Consider the following 25190-nt stretch of genomic DNA (forward strand, 5'->3'; position numbering starts at 1 on the left):
CAGCATGCGCAACCGACCCGGTGATCTCCCACCCTGGCCGGTTTTCTGCGCAGCCAGAAAATGGATATCGCCATGCCGAAGCGCCAAGACATCAAATCGATCCTCATCATCGGCGCGGGACCGATCGTCATTGGCCAGGCTTGCGAATTCGACTATTCCGGCACCCAGGCCTGCAAGGCTTTGAGAGAGGAAGGCTACCGCGTCATCCTCGTCAACTCCAACCCGGCGACGATCATGACCGACCCCGGGCTGGCAGACGCAACTTATGTCGAGCCGATCACCCCGGAAGTCGTCGCGAAGATCATCGCCAAGGAGCGCCCGGACGCGCTGCTGCCGACCATGGGCGGCCAGACGGCATTGAATACCGCCCTATCCCTAAAGCGCATGGGCGTGCTCGACCGCTACAATGTCGAGATGATCGGCGCCAAGCCGGCGGCCATCGACATGGCCGAAGACCGCGCTCTGTTCCGCGAGGCTATGGCACGCATCGGCCTTGAAACGCCGCGCTCGATGCTGGCGAACGCCACCGACATCAAGGATCTCGACCGCAAGACGCACGAAGCCGAGCGCACCAAACTGCGCGAAAGCCTCTCCGGTCCCGACCTCGACAAGGCGCTGGACGAGCTGGAAAACCAGTGGAATCTTGGCGAGAGCGACCGCAAGCAGCGCTACCTGAACCATGCCATGGCGATCGCCGCCCAGGCACTCGACCATGTCGGCCTGCCCGCCATCATCCGCCCCTCCTTCACCCTCGGCGGCACCGGCGGCGGCATTGCCTACAACCGCTCGGAATTCTTCGAGATCGTCGGCGGCGGTCTCGATGCTTCGCCGACCACCGAAGTGCTGATCGAAGAATCGGTGCTCGGTTGGAAGGAGTATGAAATGGAAGTGGTCCGCGACAAGGCGGACAACTGCATCATCATCTGCTCGATCGAGAACATCGATCCGATGGGCGTTCATACCGGCGATTCCATCACCGTCGCTCCGGCGCTGACGCTGACCGACAAGGAATACCAGATCATGCGCAACGCCTCGATCGCGGTGCTGCGCGAGATCGGCGTCGAGACCGGCGGCTCGAACGTCCAGTTCGCCGTCAATCCGAAGGACGGCCGCCTCGTCGTCATCGAAATGAACCCGCGCGTCTCGCGCTCCTCGGCACTCGCTTCCAAGGCCACCGGCTTCCCGATCGCCAAGGTCGCCGCGAAGCTCGCCATCGGCTACACGCTCGACGAGTTGGAAAACGACATCACCGGCGGCGCAACGCCGGCTTCCTTCGAGCCGTCGATCGACTATGTCGTCACCAAGATCCCCCGTTTCGCCTTCGAGAAATTCCCCGGCGCCTCGCCGGTCCTGACGACGGCGATGAAATCGGTCGGCGAAGTCATGGCGATCGGCCGCACCTTTGCCGAATCGCTGCAGAAGGCGCTGCGCGGCCTCGAAACCGGCCTGACCGGCCTCGACGAAATCGAGATCCCCGATTTCGAAGAAGGCGAATCCAGCCAGAACGCCATCCGCGCAGCCATCGGCACGCCGACGCCGGACCGCCTGCGCATGGTCGCCCAGGCGCTGCGCCAGGGCCTCAGCATCGAAGAGGTGCATGAAGGCTGCAAGATCGATCCCTGGTTCATTGCCGAACTCAAGAATATCGTCGACATGGAAGCCCGCATCCGCGAGCATGGCCTGCCCGGCGATGCCGCGAACCTGCGCATGCTGAAGGCCATGGGTTTCTCCGACGCGAGGCTGGCGACCCTGACCGGCAAGCGCCCGAAGGAAGTCGCGGAACTCCGCAACAGCCTGAACGTGCGTCCGGTTTTCAAGCGTATCGACACCTGTGCGGCCGAATTCGCTTCGCCTACGGCCTATATGTATTCGACCTACGAGACGCCCTTCGTCGGCGCCGCCCGCTCGGAAGCGCAAGTCTCCGACCGCAAGAAGGTCGTCATCCTCGGCGGGGGCCCGAACCGCATCGGCCAGGGCATCGAGTTCGACTATTGCTGCTGCCATGCCGCCTTCGCGCTGAAGGATGCCGGCTATGAAGCGATCATGATCAACTGCAACCCCGAAACCGTCTCGACCGACTATGACACGTCGGATCGCCTCTACTTCGAGCCGCTGACGGCCGAAGACGTGATCGAGATTCTGCGTGCCGAACAGGAAAAGGGCGAAGTCGTCGGCGTCATCGTCCAGTTCGGCGGCCAGACGCCGCTGAAGCTTGCCGAGGCGCTTGAGAAGAACGGCATTCCGATTCTCGGCACCGCGCCTGACGCGATCGACCTCGCCGAAGACCGCGACCGCTTCCAGAAGCTTCTGATGAAACTCGATCTCAACCAGCCGAACAACGGCATCGCCTATTCGGTCGAGCAGGCCCGCCTCGTCGCCGCCGAGATCGGCTTCCCGCTGGTCGTTCGCCCGTCTTACGTGCTCGGCGGCCGCGCCATGCAGATCCTGCATTCGGAAGGCCAGTTGCAGACCTACCTTCTCGATACGGTTCCGGAACTGGTGCCTGAGGATATCAAGCAGCGTTATCCCAACGACAAGACCGGCCAGATCAACACGCTGCTCGGCAAGAATCCGCTGCTCTTCGACAGCTACCTCACCCACGCGATCGAAGTCGACGTCGACTGCCTCTCCGATGGCACCGACGTCTATGTCGCGGGCATCATGGAGCATATCGAGGAAGCCGGCATCCATTCCGGTGACTCGGCCTGCTCGCTGCCGCCGCGTTCGCTGCCGGTCGAACTGCTCGACGAGTTGGAGCGCCAGGCCAAGGCCATGGCCAAGGCGCTCAATGTCGGCGGCCTGATGAACGTCCAGTTCGCCATCAAGGACGGCACTGTCTACGTGCTCGAAGTCAATCCGCGCGCCTCGCGCACCGTGCCCTTTGTCGCCAAGACCATTGGTGCGCCAATCGCCAAGATCGCCGCCCGCGTCATGGCCGGCGAGACGCTCGACGCGACCTTCGCCGCCTATGGGCAGAAGCCCGATCCGCGTAAGCTCACCCACATCGCTGTCAAGGAAGCCGTCTTCCCCTTCGCCCGCTTCCCCGGCGTCGACACGCTGCTCGGCCCGGAAATGCGCTCGACCGGCGAAGTGATCGGCCTCGACAGCGATTTTGCCCTGGCCTTCGCCAAGTCGCAGCTCGGCGCCGGCGTCGAGTTGCCGCGTGATGGAACAGTCTTCGTCTCCGTGCGTGATGAGGACAAGGCGCGCGTGCTGCCGGCGATCCGCATCCTCGTCGAAGAAGGCTTCAAGGTGCTGGCAACCGGCGGCACCGCCCGCTTCCTTGGCGAAAACGGCATCACCGCCACCAAGATCAACAAGGTCCTGGAAGGCCGTCCGCACATCGAGGACGCGATCCGCAACCGCCAGGTCCAGCTCGTCATCAACACCACGGACGGCAACAAGGCGATCTCGGATTCCAAGTCACTGCGCCGCGCAACGTTGATGCAGAAGGTGCCCTATTACACGACGATGGCCGGCGCCGAAGCCGCCGCTCAGGCGATCAAGGCGCTGAGGGCGGGCAATCTCGAAGTCCGGCCGCTGCAGAGCTATTTCGCCTGACATGAGAGCAATTCCAGCAGAACTGTGCCGCAGTCTTGCTGGATTGCGTAAAAACAACGAGATAGCGCCATCGCTTAATGGGCGCTGGCGCTATCTCGCCGGAATCAATTTATCCGGCTAAGACCATAAGCCGCTGAATTTCCGTCATATCCTCGCGAAACCGCGCCAGTTCCTCTGCCTTCAGCCGCTCGTCAGGAATGCGCAGCAGATAGGATGGATGCACGGTGACGAAGAGCGTACGCCCTCCTTCGATCGCCATCGCCCTTCCCCTGACATCCTGCAGCTGTTCTTTCACGTCGGTCAGCGCCGCAAGCGCCGTCGCCCCCATTGCGACGATCAGTTTCGGCTTAATCAGCGCCAACTCCCGATCGAGCCACCAGCGGCAATGCTTCACCTCGCTCATATTGGGCTTCTGGTGGATGCGCCGCTTGCCACGCGGCTCATACTTGAAATGTTTGACCGCATTGGTGACGTAGAGCCTCGATCGGTCGATGTCGGCCTCTGCTATCACCTGATCGAGAAGCCTGCCGGCAGGTCCCACGAAGGGGCGGCCGGCAATATCCTCCTGGTCGCCCGGCTGCTCGCCGACAAACATCACCTGCGCATCGCGCGGCCCCTCCCCGAACACGGTCTGGGTGGCATTGGCATGCAGCGGACAGCGCGTGCAGACGGCGGCTTCCGCGCGCAGTGCTTCCAGCGTGCCCGCTGGAGCCTCAGGTTCTGCGGGGAGATTGCGTGCCGCCTGCTGCAAGCGGTCGTGGAACGGCAGCGATAGCGTCGCCTCCCGCGCCGCCATCTCCCGCACCTTGCTTTCGGCCGATGCAATCAAGCCAGGAATGAGATCCGCCTCCGGCAGGTTCTTCCAGTACTTCTTCGGCATCTCCGCCTGCATCGCCTTCACCTTCAATCGCGCCGGGTTGAAGATATTGGCGTAGTAGGTACGCCAGAGCTCGTCGGTGGCATCGCTGAGATTGGGCTTTTCACACGGCTCGTCGGCAATCGTCAGCCGCTCTCCGTCCCAGGCCGCCGATCCCTTCGGCGTTGCAATCAGCCAGTCCATGTCGTTGAAGCGCCGCTGGAAGAAGGGAGCCGTGCGTCTGACGATATGATGGTCGGGCTCGAACCAGGCGAGGAATTTCCGACGCGCTGCCGATACCGCACCAACTTCCTTGAAACGGACGAAGGCCGTCATCTTGTGAGCGTCGCGCCGAACGCTCTTCGCCATCAGCTTGGCCCGCACGACATCCTCATCGGACGTCACCTCCAACAGCTGCCGGTCCATCTGCAGCCGCCAGAGCAGACGGTACAGCAGAGAAAATCGCGCCGGATCGGAATGGCAAAGAACCATCTCAGCAAGCCCTATGAAGGCGGGCGGCACCGTCATCGGCTTGCGTGTCGTCGCGGGCGCCGGCGGCATGGCGTCCCGCTGAAAGGACAGATCGGCCTCGGCGCTCCTTTCGCGCCAATCGATCTCCTCCGGCAATATGCCGGCCGCCGCCAGGGCGCGTGCCGCGTCACGCCATTCGGCAAGATCTCCGCGTCCTGCGAGAACCACCCGGCGCATCATAGCAACGACAATTGTTCGGGCTGCGGCTCGAACATGGCCCGCAGGTCCGGGCGGTCGATCAGCCGCCTTGGCGACCAGCCTTCCGCGGCGATGAAGGGCTGGACCTTCTTGATCGAAACGCCCAGCCGGGAGAGATCATCGAGCCGCAGGCGACGAAAACGGCGCGCCGAAACGATCGCCTTCACCGTTTTGGTGCCGAGGCCCGGCACACGCAGCAGTCGCTCACGCTCAGACTTGTTGATGTCGACCGGAAACTCGCCCCGGTTGGCAAGGGCCCAGGCAAGCTTTGGATCGAGATTGAGATCAAGCATGCCGTCCGCCTGGCTTGCGGTGATTTCCTCGATGCCGAAACCGTAGAACCGATACAGCCAGTCTGCTTGATAGAGCCGGTGTTCTCGCATCAGCGGCGGTTTGATCAGCGGCAGGTTTTTCGACGCGTCGGGGATGGGGCTGAAGGCGGAGTAATAGACGCGCTTCAGGCCATAGCTGCTGTAAAGCCGGCCGCTGCTCGCAAGGATCGTCGCATCATTGGCCCCATCTGCGCCGACGATCATCTGCGTGCTCTGGCCGGCCGGGACGAAACGCTGTCGTTTCCTCGTCTTTAATGTCGGCTCACTGGCCGCCTCGATCTTGAGCCGGAGGTCCCCCATCGATCGCCTAATACTGGCAGGCTTCTTCTCCGGTGCGAAACGGGAAATCCCGCTATCGGTCGGCAGTTCGATATTGAGCGACAGCCTGTCGGCATGAAGCCCCGCCTCCTCGATCAGATGCGGCGACGCCTCAGGGATCGCTTTGAGATGGATATAGCCGCGGAAATTGTGGGTTACCCGCAGCTCACGCACGATGCGGACCAGCTCCTCCATCGTGTAATCGGAAGAGCGAATGATACCGGAGGACAGGAAGAGGCCTTCGATATAGTTGCGGCGGTAGAATTCGAGCGTCAGCCAGACGACCTCCTCCGCGGTGAAGCGTGCCCGCTCGACATTGCTAGAGGAGCGATTGACGCAATAGGCGCAGTCATAGATGCAGAAATTGGTGAGCAGGATCTTCAGAAGCGAAATGCACCGCCCATCCGGACCATAGGCATGGCAGATGCCGGACCCCCCGGTCGAACCCAGTCCGCCGCTTCTGCTCGAATCGCGTTTCACCGTGCCGCTGGAAGCACAGGAAGCATCGTATTTCGCGGCGTCTGAAAGGATGGCCAAACGTTCGGTTAGCGACTTCTTCATTAGAATGTTCACTATATGTTCTTGTCTGCAAAGTCAATCCCGACGTCCCCGCTTTATGCCCCGTTTTGGCGCACATCACCTGACGTACCAGCGGGTTGGGTTTCATTTATGCGAATTTTCTGGAAATCAGCCGTGGCGATCTGCTATAAGCATGCAACTATGATTGTGGCACGGTTCCGAAGCTCCCCTTCGGGACCTGTTTTCTTTTGTGTGTGCCTGACTGTGCTGACGCAAGACGGGCGGCCGCAAGGAGTGAAGGACAGAAAAATGGTTGATAAGGTACCGATGACACAGGGTGGTTTCGTCAAGCTGCAGGAAGAACTGCGCTGGCGTCAGCAGGAAGAGCGTCCCCGAATCATCGAGGCGATCGCCGAAGCCCGTGCTCATGGCGACCTTTCCGAAAATGCCGAATACCACGCCGCGAAGGAAGCCCAGAGCCACAACGAGGGCCGCATCACCGAGCTGGAAGACCTGACGGCGCGCGCCGAGGTTATCGATCTCACCAAGATGTCGGGCGACAAGATCAAGTTCGGCGCCAAGGTGAAGCTCGTCGACGAGGACACCGAGGAAGAAAAGACCTACCAGATCGTCGGCGACCAGGAAGCCGACGTCAAGGCCGGCCGCATCTCCATCTCCTCCCCGATCGCGCGTGCGCTGATCGGCAAGGAAGTCGGCGATTCCATCGAGGTCAACGCACCGGGTGGCTCCAAGGCCTACGAAATCCTCCAGGTTTCCTGGGGCTGATCGCCCGCCAGACATGAGATTCATCCTTGCCGGACATTCGTGACGTCGAGATCATCGCGCCCAATTTCAAGCGCCGGCTCTCCGGCGTCACCTCGACCATCGTCCAGCTCATCCCGTGCCAGATCCGGCTTGGCATGCGCATAGCAACGCTGGGGCCGGGCCTGCCGGAGGGCCTGCCAAAACTGAGTTGGGCGCAGCTTTTTGGGCTGTGGCGCCCGCCGGCCCGGCGCCGTCACCGCGTCTGGCACGCCCGCCGCAACAATGAGATGGCCGTCGGCATCCTGCTTTGCCATGTCCTGCGCATGCCGCTGAAGCTGCTCTTCACCTCGGCCGCGCAACGCCGTCACACCACCTATACGAAATGGCTGATCCGCCGCATGGATGCGGTAATCGCGACCAGCGACCGTTCCGGCTCCTTTCTCGAGGTGCCTCACACGGTCATCCAGCACGGCGTCGACCTTTCCTTGTTCCACCCGCCGGAAACGGCCGACGATGGCATTGGCGCCACCGGGCTGCGCGGACGCTATCTCGTCGGCTGCTTCGGCCGCGTGCGCCATCAGAAAGGCACCGATCTCTTCGTCCAAGCGATGATCGAACTCTTGCCGCAGCACCCCGAATGGACGGCCGTCGTCTCCGGCCGCGTGACGGCGGAGCACACCGCCTTCGGCGAAAAGCTCAAGGCCGATGTCGCCGCCGCGGGCCTCGCCGACCGTATCCTTTTCCTCGGTGAAGTGCCCGATATCAAAATCTGGTATCGCCGTTTGACGCTTTACGTAGCCCCTTCCCGCAATGAGGGCTTCGGTCTGACGCCGCTCGAAGCCATGGCCTCGCGGACCGCGGTGGTGGCATCGGACGCCGGCGCCTATGCCGAACTCATCGCCGAAGGCGAGACCGGCTCGGTGGTGGCCGCCGGCGATGGTGAGGCGCTGACCCGGGCCATCGCCCCCTATATCGCGGATCCGGCGCTGGCGATCGCGCATGGCGAGAATGCGCTGCGTCATGTCCGGGCGAATTTCGCGCTGGAGAAGGAAGCAAACGCGATCGGCGCCGTCTATGATCGCCTTCTCGGCGACAATCGTGGCTGAGCAGAACGAGATTTAGCAAAAAGCGACGGCCCATCACATGACGGGCCGCTGCAAATATCCAAGAAGGGCGAACAAAGCCGCCTTTTATTCCGCCGGCTGAAGCGTCACAGCCGGGACGCCCTCTTCCGTCTGGCCGCCGAGAGCTGCGGCGAGCTGCGCGGTATCCAGTTCCTTTTCCCAGCGTGCCACGACGATCGTCGCGACCGCATTGCCGACGAGGTTGGTCAGCGCCCGGCATTCCGACATGAAGCGGTCGATGCCGAGGATAAGCGCCATGCCGGCGACCGGCACGGAGGGCACGACGGAGAGCGTCGCGGCAAGCGTGATGAAGCCGGCGCCGGTGATTCCAGCGGCCCCCTTCGAGCTCAGCATCGCCACGAGCAGCAGCAGGATCTGATCACCCCAGGAGAGCTGGATGCCGGTTGCCTGGGCAATGAAGAGGGCGGCCAGCGTCATGTAGATATTGGTGCCGTCGAGATTGAAGGAATAACCTGTCGGGATGACGAGGCCGACGACCGAGCGCTTGCAGCCGGCCTTTTCCATCTTGTTCATCAGCCCTGGCAGTGCGGCCTCGGACGACGAGGTGCCGAGAACCAGCAGCAGCTCTTCCTTGATGTAGCGCAGCAGCGCCAGGATCGAGAAGCCGTTGTAGCGGGCGACGGCGCCGAGAACGACGAGTACGAAGAGCAGCGAGGTGATGTAGAAGGTGCCGATCAGCATGGCGAGGTTGGCGATCGAGCCGATGCCGTACTTGCCGATGGTGAAGGCCATGGCGCCGAAGGCACCGATCGGGGCGGCCTTCATCAGGATGGCAACAAGTTTGAAGACAGGAGCCGTCAGCGCATTGAGGAAGGTCACGACCTGCTCACCCTTTTCGCCGACCATGGCGAGCGCAATGCCGAACAGCACCGAGAAGAACAATACCTGCAGAATATCGCCATCGGCAAAGGCGCCGACAATCGTCGTGGGGATGATATTCGTGAGGAAGCCGACGATGCTCTGCTCATGCGCCTTCTCGGCAAAGGTGGCGACGGCCTTCGGGTCGAGCGAAGCCGGATCGATATTCATGCCGGCGCCGGGCTGAATGACATTGGCGACGACCATGCCGATGACGAGCGCCAAGGTCGAGAAGGTCAGGAAGTAGAGCATTGCCTTGCCGGCGACGCGGCCGACCTTCTTCAAGTCGCTCATGCCGGCAATACCGGTCGCAACCGTCAGGAAGATGACCGGCGCGATGATCATCTTGACGAGCTTGATGAAGGCATCGCCGAGCGGCTTCAGCTGCGTGCCGAGTTCGGGGTAGAAATGGCCGAGCAGGATACCCGCGGCGATGGCGGCGAGAACCTGAACGTAAAGATGGGCATAAAAGGGTTTTCTTCGCTTGCTGTCCGCGACTGCATCGAATGGTGCTACGGTCATGATGTCCTCCTAAAGGCTCGTCCGGAACGAACTCCGGCCTCCCGAGCCGTTCGCTTCACTCCAACAGCTCAGCCGTTGTTGCCATCTCTTTCGCAAGCGCCGTGCCAGTTTCGAGTAGCCTTTCTAGAGCGTTGTATTTCCTGCATAAAAACTTTCAATAGACCCTTGGGGTCTTTCAGGAGATGCGAAAAACCACACAAATCTATTTGCGTCTCGTGCGGAAAGATGCACAAATCCCCCATGTCCTTGTCAACCTCGCAAAGGCCTTGGCCCTCCTTGCCCTTGCAGCACCGCATCCGACGGATGTGGTGGGCCTATGCAGTGCTCGCCCTCTCGGCCGTCCTCGCAAGCCTCTGGGTCAGCGGCGAGATCGGCCGGCGCCGGGCAGAGGCGGCCCTGGAGGAACAAGCACGCACCGATGCGAGGATGAATGTAGCGCTGCTGCGCACGGTCCTCGAAAAATACCGGGCGCTGCCCTTCGTGCTGTCGCAGGATACCGCGCTCGCCGCCGCCTTGGCGGGGCGCGACACCGCCACGTTCGATGAGCTCAGCCGGAAGCTGGAGACGCTGGCCGCCGGCACGAAGGCTGCCGTCATCTACGTCATAGACAAGAACGGCATCGCGGTTTCGGCCAGCAATTGGCTCGAACCGACGAGCTTCGTCGGCAATGACTATCGTTTTCGCGAATACTTCCAGGGCGCGGTCACCGAAGGACAGGCCGAGCATTTCGCGCTCGGGACGGTCAGCAAGAAGCCGGGCCTTTATATTTCCCAGCGGATATCAGGCAGCAGCGGTCTTCTGGGCGTCGTCGTCGTCAAGGTGGAATTCGACGATGTCGAGGCGGATTGGAATGCCTCGGGCGCACCGTCCTACGTCATCGACGATCGCGCCATCGTCCTCATAACAAGCGTTCCCTCATGGCGGTTCATGACGATCGGCCGGATCGCCGAGGCTCGGTTGACGGCGATCCGCGAGAGCCTGCAATTTGGTGATGCGCCGCTTCAGCCATTGCCGCTCGATATCGTCCGACATCTGGGCGACCGGCTTGACGTCGTCGAGATCGTCATGCCCGGCGGCGCCGGAAAAACCAGCTTCCTTGGGGTCGCGATGCCAGTCCCCGCAACCAGGTGGCATCTGCAGCATCTTGTAGCGCTGGGGCCGTCCGTCGATGCGGCGGTCCGCGAAACGCGCATGCTGGCGCTGCTCTTGCTTTTGCCGCTTCTGGCAGGCGCCGCCTTCCTCCTGCGCCGCCGCCAGACGATCACGCTCAGGATCTTCAGCGAACAGCAGGCGCGCGAAGAACTGGAACGGCGCGTAGCCGAGCGGACGCTCGATCTCAGCCAGGCCCGGGATCGCCTGCAGGCCGAGATCACCGGTCACCGCAGCACGGAGCAGAAGCTCCAGGCGGTACAGCAGGATCTGGTGCAGGCCAACCGGCTGGCAATCCTGGGCCAGGTGGCCGCCGGCGTCGCCCACGAGATCAACCAGCCGGTGGCGACCATCCGCGCCTATGCCGACAATGCCCGCACCTTCCTCGAGCGCGGCCAAACCGCGCCTGCCGGCGATAATCTTCAGAACATCGCGGCGCTGACGGAGCGCATCGGCACGATCACCGAGGAGTTGAAGACCTTCGCCCGCAAGGGCCGCAGCAGTGCCGAGCCGACTGGCCTGAGGGAAGTCATCGAGGGTGCGGTGATGCTGTTGCGCAGCCGCTTTGCCGGCCGCATGGATACGCTTGACATCGAGCTGCCGCCGGCCGCGCTGCAGGTCATGGGAAACCGGATCCGCCTCGAGCAGGTGCTCATCAATTTGCTTCAGAACGCCCTGGAGGCAGTGGCGCCGAAGGCTGAGGCGGGGCGCGTCGAGGTCAGAACATCAACCGATGCGGACATGGTGACCCTGACGATCGTCGACAACGGCCCCGGCATTTCGCCTGAAATCCGCAAGGGCCTGTTCACGCCGTTCAACACATCGAAGGAGAGTGGTCTCGGCCTCGGGCTCGTCATCTCCAAGGATATTGTCGGCGATTACGGCGGCCGGATGGAGGTTGAGAGCAATGGCGAAGGAAGCCGGTTCATCGTTCATCTGAGGAAGGCTTAGGTCATGGACACACGGAGCCCGGTTGCGCTGATCGACGACGACAGGGACCTGCGCCGCGCCACAGCCCAGACACTGGAGCTCGCCGGCTTTTCCGTTTTCGCCTATGATGGCGCCAAGGCGGCGCTGGCGGACCTGCCGGCGGACTTCGCCGGCCCCGTCGTCACCGATATTCGCATGCCCGAGATCGACGGGCTGCAACTCTTCGCCATGCTGCAAGGCATGGATGCCGACCTGCCGGTGATATTGATGACCGGCCACGGCGATATTCCGATGGCCGTACAGGCCATTCAGGATGGCGCCTATGATTTCATCGCTAAGCCCTTCCCTGCCGACAGGCTCGTCCAGAGCGTGCGCCGCGCCAGCGAAAAACGTCGGCTCGTTCTGGAAAACCGCATGCTGCGCAAAGCAGCCGAAGATGCGCAAGAGACTTTGCCGCTGATCGGCCAGACGCCCGTCATGGAGAATCTCAGAAAAATTCTTCGCCACATCGCCGATACCGACGTCGACGTGCTCGTTGCCGGCGAGACCGGCAGCGGCAAGGAAGTGGTCGCGCAGATCCTGCATCAGTGGAGCCACCGCCGGAAAGGCAATTTCGTGGCGCTGAACTGTGGGGCGCTACCCGAAACGGTCATCGAAAGCGAGCTGTTCGGCCACGAGGCCGGCGCCTTTACCGGCGCGCAGAAGCGCCGCACCGGCCGAATCGAACATGCAGGCGGCGGCACGCTTTTCCTCGACGAGATCGAGAGCATGCCTCTGGCCACGCAGGTCAAGATGCTGAGAGTGCTGGAGATGCGCGAAATCACCCCGCTCGGCACCAACGAGGTGCGCCCGGTGGATTTGCGCGTCGTCGCAGCCGCCAAGATCGACCTCGGCGATCCCGAGGTGCGCGGCGATTTTCGCGAGGATCTCTATTACCGGCTGAATGTCGTGACGATTTCCATTCCGCCGCTGAGGGAGCGCCGCGACGATATTCCGCTGCTGTTTTCCCATTTCGCCGCCCGCGCGGCCGAGCGCTTCCGCCGCGATGTCCCGCAGCTTTCCGAGAATGTTCGGCGGCATCTTGTCACCCACGCATGGCCGGGCAACGTCCGCGAGCTCTCCCACTATGCCGAACGGGTGGTGCTGGGCGTTGAGGGCGGCGGAGCGACGCTCGTTCCCCCGCAGCCGACCGGCGGCACGTTGCCCGAACGGCTGGAACGCTACGAGGCGGAGATCATCCGCGAGGCGCTCACTGCAAATGATGGCGACGTGCGCCGCACCATCGAAGCGCTCGGCATCCCCAGAAAGACGTTTTACGACAAGCTCCAGCGCCACGGCATCAGCCGCGGCGGCTACATCAAGGGCAAGTGAGCCGAACCGGCGTTGAACCGCGCTGTCAGAACGGCAGACGCGCATCCTCCTTGACTTCCTTCATGACGAAAAATGTGCGGGTCTGCCTGACGCCGGGCAGCGCGATCAGTTTTTGCCCGTGCAGCTTGTTGAAATCAGCCATGTCGCGAACCCTGATCTTGAGCAGATAATCGAAGTCACCGGCGACGAGGTTACAGTCGAGGACTTCCTTCAATTCGAGCACCGCACTTTCAAAGGCTGCAAAGCTCTCCGGCGTGGAACGGTCGAGCACGACACCGACCATGACGAGTGCCCCGAGACCGACCGAGGCGGGTGCCACCTCCGCTCTCACGCCCGTGATGTAGCCATCGTCGAACAGACGCTGCGTGCGCCTGTGACAGGTGGCGGGACTGACGTTGACGCGTTCGGCAAGTTCGGCATTCGTCAGCCGGCCTTCCGCCTGCAAAGCCCTCAGAATCTTGACGTCGATCCGGTCCAGCGGCTCCATGAAAGAAACTTTCACATTTTGAGTATGCAATCACTGAAAGTTTCATTCATGTACAAGAAATCTGCGCGTTACAAAAGCTTTACTCGCAAAATAGAGAGCACCTCTCACAGCGTCTGCCTTAAAATCGGAGCCGATGCCACACGACGGAGCCGCCTGATGTCCCTTCTCGAAAAATTCGAACGCTATCCCCTCACTTTCGGCCCGACACCGATCGAGCATCTCCCGCGGTTGACGGCAGCGCTCGGCGGAAAGGTGCAGATCTACGCCAAACGCGACGACTGCAATTCGGGCCTCGCCATGGGCGGCAACAAGCTCAGAAAGCTCGAATATATCGTGCCGGACGCAATCGCCTCGGGTGCCGATACACTGGTTTCCATCGGCGGCGTGCAGTCCAACCATACCCGCATGGTCGCCGCCACCGCCGCCAAGATCGGCATGAAATGCGTGGTGATCCAGGAGAAATGGGTGCCGCACTATGACGCCGTCTATGATCGCGTCGGCAACATCCTGATGACGCGGCTGATGGGCGCCGACAGCCGCCTTGTTGATGACGGTTTCGACATCGGCATCCGAAAGAGCTGGGAAGATGCCATCCAGTCCGTGAAGGACGCGGGTGGCAAGCCCTATCCCATCCCCGCGGGCGCCTCGGTGCATAAATACGGCGCCCTCGGCTATATCGGCTTTGCCGAAGAAGTGGCCAAGCAGGAAGTAGAACTCGGCTTCAGATTCGACTACGTCGTCGTGTGCGTCGTCACCGGATCGACGCAAGGCGGCATGATTGTCGGCTTCGCCGCGCAGGACCGCGCCGACCGCGTGATCGGCATCGATGCGTCGGGCACGCTCGATCAGACGCGAGCCCAGGTCCGCCATATCGTCGACAATACTGCTGAGCTGGTCGGGCTGGGCCGAGCCATTCGAGACGACGAAATTGTCATCAATCCCGACTATGCCTATCCGGCCTACGGAGTACCGTCAGAGGAAACCAACGAGGCCATACGCCTTGCCGCCCGCACCGAGGCGATGATCACCGATCCGGTCTATGAAGGAAAATCCATGCAGGGCCTCATAGACCTGACGCGCAAAGGCTTCTTCCCCGAGGGTTCGAAGGTTCTCTACGCCCATCTTGGGGGCGCCCCGGCGCTCAATGGCTACAGCTACTATTATCGAGAGGGATAGGTCCCCAGGGGTCGGAAGGAGAGTGTCGCCGTCGGATGCGATGCTCTCTCGATCAAACAGACGGCGTCGTTTCCGGCCCAGGGCCGATCGACAGTCCGTTCAGGTGGCGCCGGAAAGTGGGATTTTCGAGCACTGGAGCGCAGCGTAATTCAGCTACGTGAGCACAGGAAATCGCGCTTTGCAGATCCGTTGGGGCTGAGTGTGGCCTGGCCCTAGACCTCTACCAGTCCGAGCTTCTTCACCTGCCGGATCGTCAGCATGGTGCGTACGGTGTCGACATGTTCGTTCGCCGTCAGAATCTCGATGACGAAATCCTGGAAATGGGTGAGATTTTCCGCCACGCAATGCAGCAGAAAATCGCTGTCGCCCGAGACCATCCAGGCCTGGCGCACCAGCGGCCATTCGGTGGTGGCGGCGGCAAACGCCTTGAGGTTGCCTTCCGACTGGTGTTTGAGGCCGACCATACAGAAAGCAACCAAATCGAAGCCGAGCTTCGGGCTGTTCAGCATGGCGTGATAGCCCTCGATGATGCCGGCTTCCTCGAGCTTGCGCACCCGGCGCAGGCAGGGCGGCGCCGATATGCCGACACGGTCGGCGAGTTCGACATTGGTCATGCGGCCGTCGGCCTGCAGCTCCCGGAGGATCTTTATGTCGATGACGTCGAGTTCCGTGCGACCCACATCGTGGCCTTTCTTTAATTCTTCGCGGCGAGCTTCTATATAAAGCGGCGGAATACGCAAGAAAGTTTCAAGCCGATGACGGATTCTTGCACAGCAAGCCGATTTGCCTTGTTGGTAATGCAAGGCTGCCCTTGAATAAAAGCATTGGACGTTCATAAATGGCGCATGGACCGCGAAACGGCCGTAATCGCACTTTAGCCGCCGCCCTCCTGCCAGTCGAAAGGAAATGACATGCCCGCCCGCCACACAAAGGTGCTCATCATCGGTTCCGGACCTGCGGGCTATACTGCCGCGGTCTATGCCGCGCGCGCCATGCTGAAGCCGGTTCTGATCGCCGGCCTCGAACAGGGCGGCCAGTTGATGATCACCACCGATGTCGAGAACTATCCCGGCTTTGCCGATCCGATCCAGGGTCCGTGGCTGATGGACCAGATGCTGCAGCAGGCAAAACATGTCGGCGCCGAGATCGTCAACGATCTAGTGACCGAAGTCGACACCAACCAGCGCCCCTTCGTCGCCCGCACCGACAGCGGCCAGGTCTGGACCGCCGATACGCTGATCATCGCCACCGGCGCCAAGGCCAAGTGGCTCGGCATCGAGAGCGAACAGCATTTCCAGGGCTTCGGCGTTTCGGCCTGCGCCACCTGCGACGGCTTCTTCTATCGCAACAAGGATGTCATCGTGGTCGGCGGCGGCAACAGCGCCGTCGAAGAGGCGCTCTACCTCTCCAACATCGCCAAGTCGGTAACCGTCGTTCACCGCCGCGATTCTTTCCGCGCCGAAAAGATCCTGCAGGAGCGCCTGTTCGCGAAGGAAAACGTCAAGGTGTTGTGGAATACCGAAGTGGCCGAGATCACCGGCACGCCGCCCAAGCCACCGATGCCGCAATCCGTATCCGGCGCGCGCCTGCGCGACGTCAGGACCGGCGCGATCACCGAAATGCCGGTCGACGGCGTCTTCGTCGCCATAGGTCATGCCCCGGCAACCGAGCTGTTCAAGGGCAAGCTGAAGCTCAAGGAGAATGGCTATCTCTGGACGGCGCCTGATTCGACCGCGACCAGCCTGGAAGGGGTCTATGCCGCCGGCGACGTGACCGACGATACGTTCCGCCAGGCGATTACCGCCGCCGGCATGGGATGCATGGCAGCACTCGAAGCCGAGCGCTACCTGACGGGCCACATGCCCGTCGCCGTGGCCGCGGAGTAAAACCGGCATGAGGGGTGGGGGAATGCCATTGGATTGGGACAAGCTGCGTATCTTCCACGCAGCTGCCGAGGCGGGTTCGTTCACGCATGCGGCTGATAAACTGCATCTGTCCCAATCCGCCATCAGCCGCCAGGTGAGCGCGCTGGAGCAGGATGTCGGCACCAAGCTGTTTCACCGCCATGCGCGCGGCCTGATCCTGACGGAACAGGGCGAACTGCTCTACCGCACCGCTCATGACGTGCTGCTGAAGCTCGAAACCGTCAAGATGCAGTTGACCGAGACGACCGAGACGCCGTCCGGCAAGCTGCGCGTCACCACGACTGTCGGCCTCGGCCAGGGCTGGCTGACCGACAAGATTCAGGAGTTCCTGCAGCTTTATCCCGATGTGCAGATCCAGCTCATCCTCGACAATGAGGAAGTGGATGTGAACATGCGCCACGCCGACTGCGCAATCCGCCTTCGTCAGCCGCAGCAGTCCGACCTCATCCAGCGCAAGCTCTTCACCGTGCACATGCACGTCTATGCGGCACCTTCCTACATCAACCGCCATGGCGAACCTCAGAAGATCGAGGACCTCGACAATCACCGCATTATCACCTTCGGCGAACCGGCGCCGAGTTACCTGCTCGATGTCAACTGGCTCGAAGTGGCTGGCCGTTCGTCCGACAACAAGCGGATCCCGCATCTACAAATCAACAGCCAGACTTCGATCAAGCGCGCCTGCCTGCTCGGAATCGGCGTTGCCTGCCTGCCGGACTATATCGTTGGCCGCGATCCTGGCCTTATTCAGCTGCCGATCAATGCTGACGTACCGTCGTTCGACACGTATTTTTGCTATCCTGACGAAATCAAGAATGCCGCCAAGCTGAAAGCTTTCCGCGATTTCATTGTCAGCAAAGCCAGAAACTGGAATTTTTAAGCCAGATTTATGGAATGTTTCCCTACTATGCGGTGAGCGCATGACTGGCATGCACAAATGAGGGTTGCCGTTTGCCCATAAAACCACCATATCGCACATAGCTGATGCACATGGTGGCTTTTCCTCCCAGTTCCACCGCATTAGCTGTTCCCCTCTGGAGGTTTTTGAACCTTCACACTTATAAGGGCCCTGGTTTTCCAGCGGCCCTCTTTTTTTGCCTTGCCGCCTCGACAAATGCCGCGCCGCAAAAAATTTGTGCGGCGCATAGCAGGCATGCACAAAAAAGCATTGAAACCTGCCTAAGGAAGCACCATATCCAACTCAGCTGATGCATTTCGTGGTTTCTCTCCCAGTTCCACCGCATTAGCTGTTCCCCTCTGGAGGTTATTGACCTTCACAATTCAAAGGGCCCTGGTTTTTCCGGTGGCCCTCTTTTTTTGCCCAAAATTTGCTCAATCGACAAAAGCCGCCGCCTCACGTGTCCGTGATTTGCATATCGGCATTCAACGATCAATATATCGTTCAAACACGATTTATAGTTCGGCAAACAACGATGGACAAAGACGAGATTATCAAGGCCCTCGCCCACCCCACCCGGATGGACATTCTGAGCTGGCTGAAGAATCCCGAGGAACATTTCCCCACGCAGGAGCATCCCTTTGAAATGGGCGTCTGCGCCAGCCAGTTCGAGCGCTGCGGCCTATCTCAATCCACCGTCTCGGCTCATCTCGGAACCCTGCAGCGCGCCGGCCTCGTCACCACCAGACGCGTCGGCCAGTGGATCTTCTACAAGCGCAACGAAGAAGCGATCGCTGCTTTCCTCAAGCAGCTGACACAGGATCTCTAGAATGCCCTTCTCGTCACCCGCGTTCCACTCGCCGCAGCCCTGATGGCCCTCATCAGCCCGGGTGCGATGGCGTTCACCTATCTCTCCGCTAAGGGCCGGGCCGCCCTCGCCCCGCAGAGTGATCCTCCCGCAAAAGAAAGGACCATCATGGCCAAGCTTTTTGAACCCACCAAGGTTGGCAACATCTCAGTCAAGAACCGCATCGTCATGGCGCCGCTCACCCGCAACCGCTCGCCGGGTGCTATCCCCAATGACCTCAATGTCGAATATTACCGCCAGCGCGCCACCGCGGGTCTGATCATCACCGAAGCGACCGCGATCACCCATCAGGGCCAGGGTTACGCCGACGTGCCTGGCCTTTACAGCAAGGAAGCGCTCGACGGCTGGAAGCGGGTGACCGACGCCGTCCACGCAGCCGGCGGCAGGATCGTCGTCCAGATGTGGCATGTCGGCCGCATCTCGCACACGACGCTGCAGCCGGACGGCGGCAAGCCGGTCTCCTCGACCAATCGTATCGCCAAGGCCAAGACCTATCTGGTCAATGCCGACGGCAGCGGCAGCTTTGCCGATACCTCTGAGCCGCGCGCGCTCGAAACGTCCGAAATTCCCGGCATCATCGAGGATTACCGAAGGGCGGCCCGCGCCGCCGTCGACGCCGGCTTCGACGGTGTCGAGATCCATGGCGCCAATGGTTATCTGCTCGATCAGTTCATCCGCGATGGCGTCAACGACCGCACCGACCAATATGGCGGCTCGATCGAAAACCGCACCCGCCTCACCTTCGAGGTCGTCGATGCGATCGTGAAGGAAATCGGCGCAGGCCGCACCGCAATCCGCATTTCGCCGGTAACGCCCTCTGGCGAAAGCTACGATTCCAATCCGCAGGCGACCTTCACCCATGTCGTCGAGGGGCTGGCCAGATACGGCCTCGCCTATATCCACGTCATCGAAGGCCAGACCGGCGGCGACCGTGATTACCGGCAGGGCGACAACCCCTCCTTCGATTACAAGGCGCTGCGCCAAGCTTATGAGAAGGCCGGCGGCAAGGCCAGCTGGATGGTCAATAACGGCTATGACCGCGATCTCGCAATCGACGCCGCCGAAAGCGGCCGCGCCGATCTGATCGCCTTCGGCAAACCCTTCATCGCCAATCCCGATCTCGTCGAAAGGCTGGCAAAGAACCTGCCGCTCAACACGCCCGACCAATCGACCTTCTACGGCGGCACCGCCAAGGGCTACCTCGACTATCCCGCCCTCGAAAGGGTCGCCTGAGGCTGCCTGAGTACGAATCGAGAAATTCCGCCGAGAGGCGGGATTTCTCAGGATGGTGAAACAAACTGCTCCAACCCCGGCACGTCACCTCGGCCTTGTGCCGAGGATCTCAGCCGATCCAATTAAGCGACTGAAAATAAATGTTTTCCTCCCAGGCAATTGCCGTGGTCAGATGCTCGGCACAAGGCCTGGCATGGCGGAGGAGACTTTGTCGAAAAACGCAGAAATCTTGCCGAGAGGTGGAATTTCTGCGTTCAATATCCCTATATGGACGCATGTTTGCTCCCTATCTCGATCGCTGGTCGCTCATATCGGACGGCGAGCCCATCATCACCCATTCGAGCCGTCTGCTGCCGGTCCTCTGGCAGGACAGACCCGCCATGCTGAAAGTGGCGACGGATATCGACGAACGATACGGCGCACTGTTGATGCAGTGGTTGGAGGGCGACGGCGCGGCTCATGTCTACGCACACGAAGGCGACGCTGTGTTGCTGGAAAGGGCAACCGGGAAACGCTCCCTGCTTGTCATGGCGATGGACGGAGAAGACGACGAAGCGAGCCGCATTCTCTGCCGCACCGCCGCGCGGCTGCATGCGCCGCGCGAAAGACCGCTCCCCGATCCCATTCCCCTCACCCGCTGGTTCCGTGATCTCGAGCCGGCCGCCGGCAAACATGGCGGCACGCTTGCCGATTGCTCTGCGATCGCCAACGCCCTCCTTGCCGATCCGCGCGATCTCGCCGTCCTCCACGGCGATATCCACCACGGCAACATTCTCGATTTCGAGGAGCGCGGTTGGCTGGCGATCGATCCGAAACGGCTCCACGGCGAGCGCGGTTTCGATTTCACCAATATCTTCGCCAACGAGGAATTGCCGTCGATCACCGACCCCGCCCGCTTTCGCCGCCAGCTCGCCATCGTCTCTGCGGAGGCGGGGCTGGAGCCGAAGCGGCTGCTGCAATGGATCGCCGCCTATTCCGGCCTTTCCGCCGCCTGGTTTCTTGGCGACCCCAATATCGAACAGGCGGAGACTGCCTTGAAGGTCGCGCGCATCGCGCTGACCGAGCTGGCGGCCTAAGGCGCCTTCTGCAGCGTATGCCCGATAAAGGCGGCCGCGGTGTCACGATGCGCTTCGGGCAGGCAGCCGAGCGCCACGAGTGAGGCTCTTACCGCCTCATCGATCGGTGTGCGCGGCTCCTCGCCAAGTTCGGCCACAAGCTTCGCGTTGTTCATCCTGAGCGGCACTTTCCAGAGATAGCGCATCTCGTTGATCTCCCGCATCAACGGAATGAAGGGCGCGGCGAGCGGCACGATCCACCAGGGAAAGCGCCTGATCTTCGCCTTGCCGCCGGCGACACGCTTGATCGCTTCTGCCATCTGCATGCCATCCGCATCCCAGAAGCCATCCATGTGATAGATGGCGAAGGACGGCAGCCGATCGGCCCGCTCGATGAGTTGGGCGATGGTTTCCGCCATATCCGGCAGATAGGTCCACTGATGGCCGATGCCGCGTCGCCCCGGATTCTTGATGGTGCCGACCGGCTTGCCCGGCGTCACCAGCCCCGATGAGAACCAGCTATTGGCCGTTGCGCCCGGACCGAAGAAATCGCCGGCACGGACGATGATGGCACCGGTGCCCGATTGCGCGGCCGCCTTCAGTCTCTTTTCCATCTCGACCCGGATCGCTCCCTTCTTTGTAAGGGGACACTGTGGGCTTTCCTCCGTCGGCGACTGCAGGGCATCGGGACCGAAATTATAGACGTTGCCCGGCAGCACGATGCGGGCACCGGCGATGCGAGCGGCAGCGATCGTATTGTCGAGCATCGGCAGCACCAGCCTTTCCCAATCGCGATAGCCGGGCGGATTGACCGCGTGGACAATCAGGCCAACACCTTCAGCCGCCTCCAGCACGTCGCCGGCATTCATCGCGTCGCCCTGCACCCATTCGAATGCCGGCTCGTTCTTCGACGCCTTGGCGGCGTCACGGTTGAGCGCCCTGATGCGCCAGCCACGGGCCAGAAGCTTGCGCGCGATCGCGCCGCCGATGCCGCCGGTCGCGCCGAGAACCAGTGCCGTGATCTTCATCTCTCCATTCATCGCAATCATCTCCTTCAATTGCAACGAGATGACTATGCTCCTGCTTCCGGATAAACAAAATTGACGAAATGAGTGGCTCAGCTATACAAAAACATATGACGCTCGAACCAAGCTGGGATTTCTACCGCAGTTTCCTGACCGTGCTCCAGCAGGGGTCGCTTTCGGCGGCTGCGCGCGAACTGGGGCTGACCCAGCCGACCATAGGCCGTCATGTCGCTGCTCTGGAACAGGCGATCGGCGCCGAGCTCTTCATCCGGTCGCCGAACGGCCTCCTGCCGACCGACGCCGCACAGGCGCTGAAACCCTATGCCGAAACGCTGTCGGCAACCGTCGCTGCCCTTTTGCGCACGGCATCCGGTGAGCGAGAGAAGGTAGCCGGAACGGTCAGAGTCAGCGCCAGCGAGGTCGTCGCCGTCGAAGTCTTGCCTCGGATTCTCGGGCCGCTGCAGGAAGCCTATCCCGAACTCCACATCGAGCTCTCGGCATCCGATGCGATTGAAGATCTGGTAAATCGCGAGGCCGATATCGCCGTGCGCATGGCCGAGCCACAGCAGCGTACTCTCATCGTGCGCCGCATCGGCGACATCCCGATCGGCTTCCACGCCCACCGACGGTATCTCGAACGGCATGGCATTCCGCAAACCATGGCGGACCTCGCCACCCACCGGCTCATCGGCTTCGACCGGCAGACGGCCTACGTCCGCATGGTGATGAAACGCTATCCGGCGCCCGAAGGCATCAAATTCGCCTACAGGACCGACAGCAATCTTGCCCAGCTCTCTGCAATCCGCGCTGGCGTCGGCATCGGTCTCTGCCAGATCGGACTGGCACGGGAAAACCCCGACCTCGTGCATGTCCTTCCCGACGCGTTCGAAATTCCGCTCGGCACATGGGTGGTCATGCACGAAAGCTTGAAGACCTCACCGCGCTGCCGCGCCACGTTCGACGCGCTGGTCAAGGGCCTCCGGGCCTACCATCATCACTCGACCGGCGCGTAAGTAGAAAAACGAGATCGATTTTTGGTGAGAATCATGGGCAATCTCGCAGGTCCTATGGAGATGACGATGCACAAGCCGGTTGAACTCGTGAGTTATGACAGGGAATGGCCGGAAGCTTTCCAGCGCATCCGAGCCAGGCTGCTGGCCTTGCTGCCGCAGGCGCTCGCTATCGATCACGTGGGCAGCACCGCCATACCTGATATGACCGCCAAGCCGCTCATCGATATCGACATCGTTCTTCCCGGTCTGAAGCATATCGAACCTGCGACGCAGGTGCTTCTCTCGGAAAACTACGAGCCCCGCGGCAATCGCTACGACGACGAGGTTTGGGCATTTTTGTCGAGAGATTCGGCGCCGGCGGAGCGGGTCTACCTTTGCCCGGCCGGCAACGGCACGCATCGAAACAGGCTGGCTTTCCGGGATTATCTCATCGCACATCCGGAGGCGGCGGCCGATTATGCCGCGCTCAAACGCAGGCTGGCAGCCGAATTCAGAATGGACGGCGATCGCTATACCGCTGAGAAGCGCGAATTTGTCGACACGATCGTCACGCGGGCATTGAAGGGATAGATCATGTCGCGCAAAAGTGTGCGCGATTTTGCGATAACGGCATGCGCGAAACAAAAGGCCCAAAGCGCAGCAAGCGAATTTGAAAGATCGCGACGCGCTTTAGGGTTGACGTCCCGCGCTCTGCGAGGCTCCGGCCATACGCTCCTGCCATAAGCCGTCGACCACCTCGGTTTCCGGTCGGTCGCCGCCCTCGGCATATTCCTCATGCCATTTGCCGTTTTCGTCCTGCCAGCTGATCTCGGCGGAATCGCCCCCGACCTGCTGTTCGGCCGCGACGATGCGCGCAGCTTCGAGCGCCTCGGCATGGGTCGGGAATGCCTCGGAATAGACGCCTCCCAGCCTGTAGGCCCAACCGCCGTCATGTGGCACGACTTCATAGACCACCTTGATCATGCATCCGTCTCCTCATCATCTTGTTGCGCATTCGCATGCTTCCGGACAGGGTCCGGATCATCGCGGCCGCGTGACGAGAATTCGAGGACGCCGCGATCTGCTTTCCGGCCCCGAGGGCGTCAGTATTCCATTAAACGCCCAAGACTGCAAATAGCAGAGTGCCGCCGCTTGCTTCCCATCCGAAATCAGTGACTTACTTAAAAGCGTGAATCGCAACGGGAGCTGAGATTTGGGCATCGCGTCACGCCTTAAAGAGGAGAAGTTCCTGGTCACCGCACTCGTCGTCGCGCTGACCGCCCACGTTCTGGAGCATGCGATTATGGAGATGGGGCGCGGCTTGGCGCTCGTCGCCGCCGCAGCACTCGTCGCCACCATTGTACTCGCCTCGATCCGCGTCGCCCATCATGCCGAACTGCTCGCCGTCAAGGTCGGTGATCCCTACGGCACAATGATCCTGACACTTTCGGCCCTCGCCGTCGAAGTCATCATTCTCGCTATCATGATGAGGGGCGAGAGCTCGCCAACCCTCGTGCGCGACACGATCTACTCGGCCCTGATGTTGGATATCAACGGCATCCTCGGTCTCGCAGCTCTCCTCGGCGGCCTCAAGCATGGGGAGCAGCCCTACAACGACAATTCGGGCAAGACCTACGGCGTGATGATCCTCACCGCCATGGGCATTTCGATGATCGTGCCGGAATTCGTGCCGAGCGACAAATGGCACTATTATTCCGCCTTCACCATCATCGCGATGATCGCTCTCTACGGCCTCTTCCTGCGCATGCAGGTCGGCCAGCACAGCTATTTCTTCAGCTACAGCTACCCGCGCTCCGAGCGGAAGAAGGAAAGTCACCACGGACACGGCGCCGACGGACCGGCGGCCGCCTCGATCGCCACCATTCTCGTCGGCGTCGTCATTATCGGCCTGCTGGCGGAATTCATGTCGGCCTTCATGACCGAAGGCCTGCGCGACAGCGGCACGCCGATCGCGGTGACGGCCGTCGTCGTCGCGGCGATTTCGGCCGCCCCCGAAATCCTGACCGCCTTGCGGGCGGCGCTCAAGAATCGAATGCAGGCGACCGTCAACATCGCCATGGGCGCCTCGCTATCGACGGTGATCCTGACGGTGCCCGTGATGGAGGCGATCGCACTCTATACCGGCCAGCCCTTCATCATGGCGATGACCCCGGTGCAGACGGTGATGGTGACGATCACCTTGATTGCCGCCGCGATCAACCTCAACGACGGCGAGACAAACGCCATCGAGGGCATGACACATTTCATCCTCTTCGCCACCTTCGTCATGCTGACGGCGCTGGGGCTCTGAGGCCTCCCTCCCCGCGGAGGAAGGGACGGAACAGGCTGTTTAGAGCACGCTTCGATTTTTCAGAATCGCGGATTCGCAAATCAGCTGAAATATGATTCTCTGTCCTACCGGAAAAGGACGGCCGGCAAGGATGACGCACCCATATTCTGAGGATCTTCGCGAACG

Annotated in this window: 21 protein-coding genes; 14 read left to right on the forward strand and 7 right to left on the reverse strand. The window is 61.4% G+C overall.

The window, feature by feature from the left end:
* Positions 1-72 precede the first annotated feature (72 nt).
* Positions 73-3561 carry a carbamoyl-phosphate synthase large subunit gene (carB, locus tag FHT70_RS27370; protein WP_097596922.1) on the forward strand — a complete coding sequence of 1163 codons (3489 nt, stop codon included), beginning with the start codon at positions 73-75 and terminating at the stop codon, positions 3559-3561.
* A 109-nt stretch (positions 3562-3670) separates the two neighbouring features.
* Here the strand turns inward: carB and FHT70_RS27375 are convergent, their stop codons facing one another.
* Positions 3671-5125, reverse strand: a complete 1455-nt coding sequence (locus FHT70_RS27375; protein ID WP_183706189.1) for a UdgX family uracil-DNA binding protein — start codon at positions 5123-5125, stop codon at positions 3671-3673.
* Entirely contained in the window at positions 5125-6357 is a 1233-nt protein-coding gene (locus FHT70_RS27380) for a putative DNA modification/repair radical SAM protein (protein ID WP_183706191.1), read from the reverse strand. The genes FHT70_RS27375 and FHT70_RS27380 overlap by 1 nt, the downstream gene beginning before the upstream one ends.
* A gap of 267 nt (positions 6358-6624) precedes the next feature.
* Here FHT70_RS27380 and greA point away from each other — a divergent pair, with 267 nt between their 5' ends.
* On the forward strand, positions 6625-7101 hold the full coding sequence (gene greA, locus FHT70_RS27385) for a transcription elongation factor GreA (RefSeq protein ID WP_004672775.1): 477 nt from the start codon (positions 6625-6627) through the stop codon (positions 7099-7101).
* A gap of 26 nt (positions 7102-7127) precedes the next feature.
* Positions 7128-8186 carry a glycosyltransferase family 4 protein gene (locus FHT70_RS27390; RefSeq protein WP_183706192.1) on the forward strand — a complete coding sequence of 353 codons (1059 nt, stop codon included), beginning with the start codon at positions 7128-7130 and terminating at the stop codon, positions 8184-8186.
* Positions 8187-8270: 84 nt separating this feature from the next.
* Here FHT70_RS27390 and FHT70_RS27395 read toward each other — a convergent pair whose 3' ends face one another.
* A complete protein-coding gene (locus FHT70_RS27395; protein WP_183706194.1) occupies positions 8271-9605 on the reverse strand; it encodes a dicarboxylate/amino acid:cation symporter in 1335 nt (444 codons plus the stop codon).
* Between the two features lie 225 nt (positions 9606-9830).
* Here FHT70_RS27395 and FHT70_RS27400 point away from each other — a divergent pair, with 225 nt between their 5' ends.
* The gene (locus FHT70_RS27400; RefSeq protein WP_183706196.1) at positions 9831-11705 is read left to right on the forward strand and encodes an ATP-binding protein; all 1875 of its coding nucleotides are present in this window, start codon (positions 9831-9833) and stop codon (positions 11703-11705) included.
* 3 nt (positions 11706-11708) lie between these two features.
* A complete protein-coding gene (locus tag FHT70_RS27405; RefSeq protein WP_183706198.1) occupies positions 11709-13055 on the forward strand; it encodes a sigma-54 dependent transcriptional regulator in 1347 nt (448 codons plus the stop codon).
* Between the two features lie 25 nt (positions 13056-13080).
* Here the strand turns inward: FHT70_RS27405 and FHT70_RS27410 are convergent, their stop codons facing one another.
* Positions 13081-13557 (reverse strand): Lrp/AsnC ligand binding domain-containing protein, encoded by a 477-nt coding sequence (locus FHT70_RS27410; protein ID WP_097596909.1) that lies wholly within the window; start codon positions 13555-13557, stop codon positions 13081-13083.
* A 141-nt stretch (positions 13558-13698) separates the two neighbouring features.
* On the opposite strand from FHT70_RS27410, the gene FHT70_RS27415 reads away from it, so the two are divergent.
* The gene (locus FHT70_RS27415) at positions 13699-14718 is read left to right on the forward strand and encodes a 1-aminocyclopropane-1-carboxylate deaminase (RefSeq protein ID WP_097596910.1); all 1020 of its coding nucleotides are present in this window, start codon (positions 13699-13701) and stop codon (positions 14716-14718) included.
* A 212-nt stretch (positions 14719-14930) separates the two neighbouring features.
* Here the strand turns inward: FHT70_RS27415 and FHT70_RS27420 are convergent, their stop codons facing one another.
* Complete coding sequence (locus FHT70_RS27420) at positions 14931-15398, reverse strand: Lrp/AsnC family transcriptional regulator (protein WP_064695956.1); 468 nt, start codon at positions 15396-15398, stop codon at positions 14931-14933.
* A gap of 231 nt (positions 15399-15629) precedes the next feature.
* Between FHT70_RS27420 and trxB the strand changes: the two genes are divergently transcribed.
* From trxB to FHT70_RS27445, 5 genes are all read left to right on the forward strand, one after another.
* Positions 15630-16604, forward strand: coding sequence for a thioredoxin-disulfide reductase (gene trxB / locus FHT70_RS27425; protein WP_183706200.1), 975 nt, complete (start codon positions 15630-15632; stop codon positions 16602-16604).
* A gap of 22 nt (positions 16605-16626) precedes the next feature.
* Positions 16627-17523, forward strand: coding sequence for a LysR family transcriptional regulator VtlR (locus tag FHT70_RS27430; protein ID WP_085778879.1), 897 nt, complete (start codon positions 16627-16629; stop codon positions 17521-17523).
* 553 nt (positions 17524-18076) lie between these two features.
* The gene (locus FHT70_RS27435) at positions 18077-18370 is read left to right on the forward strand and encodes a metalloregulator ArsR/SmtB family transcription factor (protein ID WP_097596912.1); all 294 of its coding nucleotides are present in this window, start codon (positions 18077-18079) and stop codon (positions 18368-18370) included.
* Between the two features lie 147 nt (positions 18371-18517).
* Positions 18518-19642, forward strand: a complete 1125-nt coding sequence (locus tag FHT70_RS27440) for an alkene reductase (protein WP_183706202.1) — start codon at positions 18518-18520, stop codon at positions 19640-19642.
* A gap of 275 nt (positions 19643-19917) precedes the next feature.
* The gene (locus tag FHT70_RS27445; RefSeq protein ID WP_183706204.1) at positions 19918-20718 is read left to right on the forward strand and encodes an aminoglycoside phosphotransferase family protein; all 801 of its coding nucleotides are present in this window, start codon (positions 19918-19920) and stop codon (positions 20716-20718) included.
* Here the strand turns inward: FHT70_RS27445 and FHT70_RS27450 are convergent.
* Entirely contained in the window at positions 20715-21737 is a 1023-nt protein-coding gene (locus tag FHT70_RS27450; protein ID WP_183706206.1) for an NAD(P)H-binding protein, read from the reverse strand. The two genes, FHT70_RS27445 and FHT70_RS27450, sit on opposite strands and share 4 nt — an antisense overlap.
* Positions 21738-21832: 95 nt before the next feature.
* Here FHT70_RS27450 and FHT70_RS27455 point away from each other — a divergent pair, with 95 nt between their 5' ends.
* Positions 21833-22735 (forward strand): LysR family transcriptional regulator, encoded by a 903-nt coding sequence (locus FHT70_RS27455; protein ID WP_097596914.1) that lies wholly within the window; start codon positions 21833-21835, stop codon positions 22733-22735.
* Positions 22736-22795: 60 nt separating this feature from the next.
* Entirely contained in the window at positions 22796-23305 is a 510-nt protein-coding gene (locus FHT70_RS27460; protein ID WP_097596926.1) for a GrpB family protein, read from the forward strand.
* 99 nt (positions 23306-23404) lie between these two features.
* Here the strand turns inward: FHT70_RS27460 and FHT70_RS27465 are convergent, their stop codons facing one another.
* Positions 23405-23698, reverse strand: a complete 294-nt coding sequence (locus tag FHT70_RS27465; protein WP_085778883.1) for a DUF2188 domain-containing protein — start codon at positions 23696-23698, stop codon at positions 23405-23407.
* Positions 23699-23927: 229 nt separating this feature from the next.
* On the opposite strand from FHT70_RS27465, the gene FHT70_RS27470 reads away from it, so the two are divergent.
* A complete protein-coding gene (locus FHT70_RS27470; protein WP_183706208.1) occupies positions 23928-25025 on the forward strand; it encodes a calcium:proton antiporter in 1098 nt (365 codons plus the stop codon).
* Positions 25026-25190 lie beyond the last annotated feature (165 nt).

The organism is Rhizobium sp. BK049 (assembly GCF_014193135.1).
In the GTDB taxonomy this organism is placed as follows: Bacteria; Pseudomonadota; Alphaproteobacteria; order Rhizobiales; family Rhizobiaceae; genus Rhizobium.

Excerpts from the sequence above, each read along its gene's own strand:
- FHT70_RS27405 (WP_183706198.1), top strand. The coding sequence starts at position 11,709 with ATGGACACACGGAGCCCGGTTGCGCTGATCGACGACGACAGGGACCTG.
- FHT70_RS27445 (WP_183706204.1), top strand. The coding sequence starts at position 19,918 with ATGTTTGCTCCCTATCTCGATCGCTGGTCGCTCATATCGGACGGCGAG.
- FHT70_RS27400 (WP_183706196.1), top strand. The coding sequence starts at position 9,831 with ATGCACAAATCCCCCATGTCCTTGTCAACCTCGCAAAGGCCTTGGCCC.
- FHT70_RS27430 (WP_085778879.1), top strand. The coding sequence starts at position 16,627 with ATGCCATTGGATTGGGACAAGCTGCGTATCTTCCACGCAGCTGCCGAG.
- FHT70_RS27465 (WP_085778883.1), bottom strand. The coding sequence starts at position 23,698 with ATGATCAAGGTGGTCTATGAAGTCGTGCCACATGACGGCGGTTGGGCC.
- FHT70_RS27450 (WP_183706206.1), bottom strand. The coding sequence starts at position 21,737 with ATGAATGGAGAGATGAAGATCACGGCACTGGTTCTCGGCGCGACCGGC.
- greA (WP_004672775.1), top strand. The coding sequence starts at position 6,625 with ATGGTTGATAAGGTACCGATGACACAGGGTGGTTTCGTCAAGCTGCAG.
- carB (WP_097596922.1), top strand. The coding sequence starts at position 73 with ATGCCGAAGCGCCAAGACATCAAATCGATCCTCATCATCGGCGCGGGA.
- FHT70_RS27415 (WP_097596910.1), top strand. The coding sequence starts at position 13,699 with ATGTCCCTTCTCGAAAAATTCGAACGCTATCCCCTCACTTTCGGCCCG.
- FHT70_RS27375 (WP_183706189.1), bottom strand. The coding sequence starts at position 5,125 with ATGCGCCGGGTGGTTCTCGCAGGACGCGGAGATCTTGCCGAATGGCGT.
- FHT70_RS27455 (WP_097596914.1), top strand. The coding sequence starts at position 21,833 with ATGACGCTCGAACCAAGCTGGGATTTCTACCGCAGTTTCCTGACCGTG.
- FHT70_RS27380 (WP_183706191.1), bottom strand. The coding sequence starts at position 6,357 with ATGAAGAAGTCGCTAACCGAACGTTTGGCCATCCTTTCAGACGCCGCG.
- FHT70_RS27435 (WP_097596912.1), top strand. The coding sequence starts at position 18,077 with ATGGACAAAGACGAGATTATCAAGGCCCTCGCCCACCCCACCCGGATG.
- FHT70_RS27395 (WP_183706194.1), bottom strand. The coding sequence starts at position 9,605 with ATGACCGTAGCACCATTCGATGCAGTCGCGGACAGCAAGCGAAGAAAA.
- FHT70_RS27460 (WP_097596926.1), top strand. The coding sequence starts at position 22,796 with ATGACGATGCACAAGCCGGTTGAACTCGTGAGTTATGACAGGGAATGG.
- trxB (WP_183706200.1), top strand. The coding sequence starts at position 15,630 with ATGCCCGCCCGCCACACAAAGGTGCTCATCATCGGTTCCGGACCTGCG.
- FHT70_RS27440 (WP_183706202.1), top strand. The coding sequence starts at position 18,518 with ATGGCCAAGCTTTTTGAACCCACCAAGGTTGGCAACATCTCAGTCAAG.